General features: G+C 61.1%; 1 protein-coding gene. It reads right to left on the reverse strand.

Features of this window, described 5'->3' with window-relative positions; translation table 11 throughout:
• Positions 1-65 precede the first annotated feature (65 nt).
• A partial coding sequence (locus JF66_RS19795) for an MFS transporter (RefSeq protein ID WP_156109956.1) occupies positions 66-645 on the reverse strand: 580 nt, incomplete at its 5' end.

Here is a 645-nt window from a genome sequence, read left to right on the forward strand (position 1 = left end):
GGCGTTCACGCCGACGCCATCATGGACCGCATAATCCACAACACCACCTGGGTCGACACCGGCACCTACAACATGAGGGAACAAGCCGCCCTTGCGACCGCGTAATCCGTGACGGGGAGCACCTGTGGTGCTGAGCCACACCACCACTGGTGCTCTTCCGCACGACCAGTGGGGCTCAAGCGCACGATCGGATGGGGCTCAGAGACTCGAATACTCATGGAGGCGAAATTGATCATTCCGGTCATCACGGCGAGAGTACGAAGGATCCTCTGGTGCCACAGGAACCGCAGTCCCTCGGCGATATCGACACGAAGGGTCGTCTTGTTCAGGCGATCGATTCGGAATTTTCCGGGGACGAGGAATAGTGCGCCGACGGCGATCAGCCACAGTGTGGCCGGTACGGCGAACCCGGCGATCGCCCCGAAGGCCATCAACATTCCGCCGAGAGGGGGGCCGGCGAACTGATTGGCGGTGAGCTCGACCGCATAAAGGCGTCCGTTGGCGCGGGAGAGCTGATCTCTCTGCACGATCTGCGGGAGGATCGATTGCGCCGACGTGTCGTAGATCGTTTCCGAGACGCCTACAAGGAATGCCACGCAATAGAGCGCCCAGATCGAACTGATGCCCAGAAGCAGGACGGCAACC

Source organism: Cryobacterium sp. MLB-32, assembly GCF_000738085.1.
In the GTDB taxonomy this organism is placed as follows: domain Bacteria; phylum Actinomycetota; class Actinomycetes; order Actinomycetales; family Microbacteriaceae; genus Cryobacterium.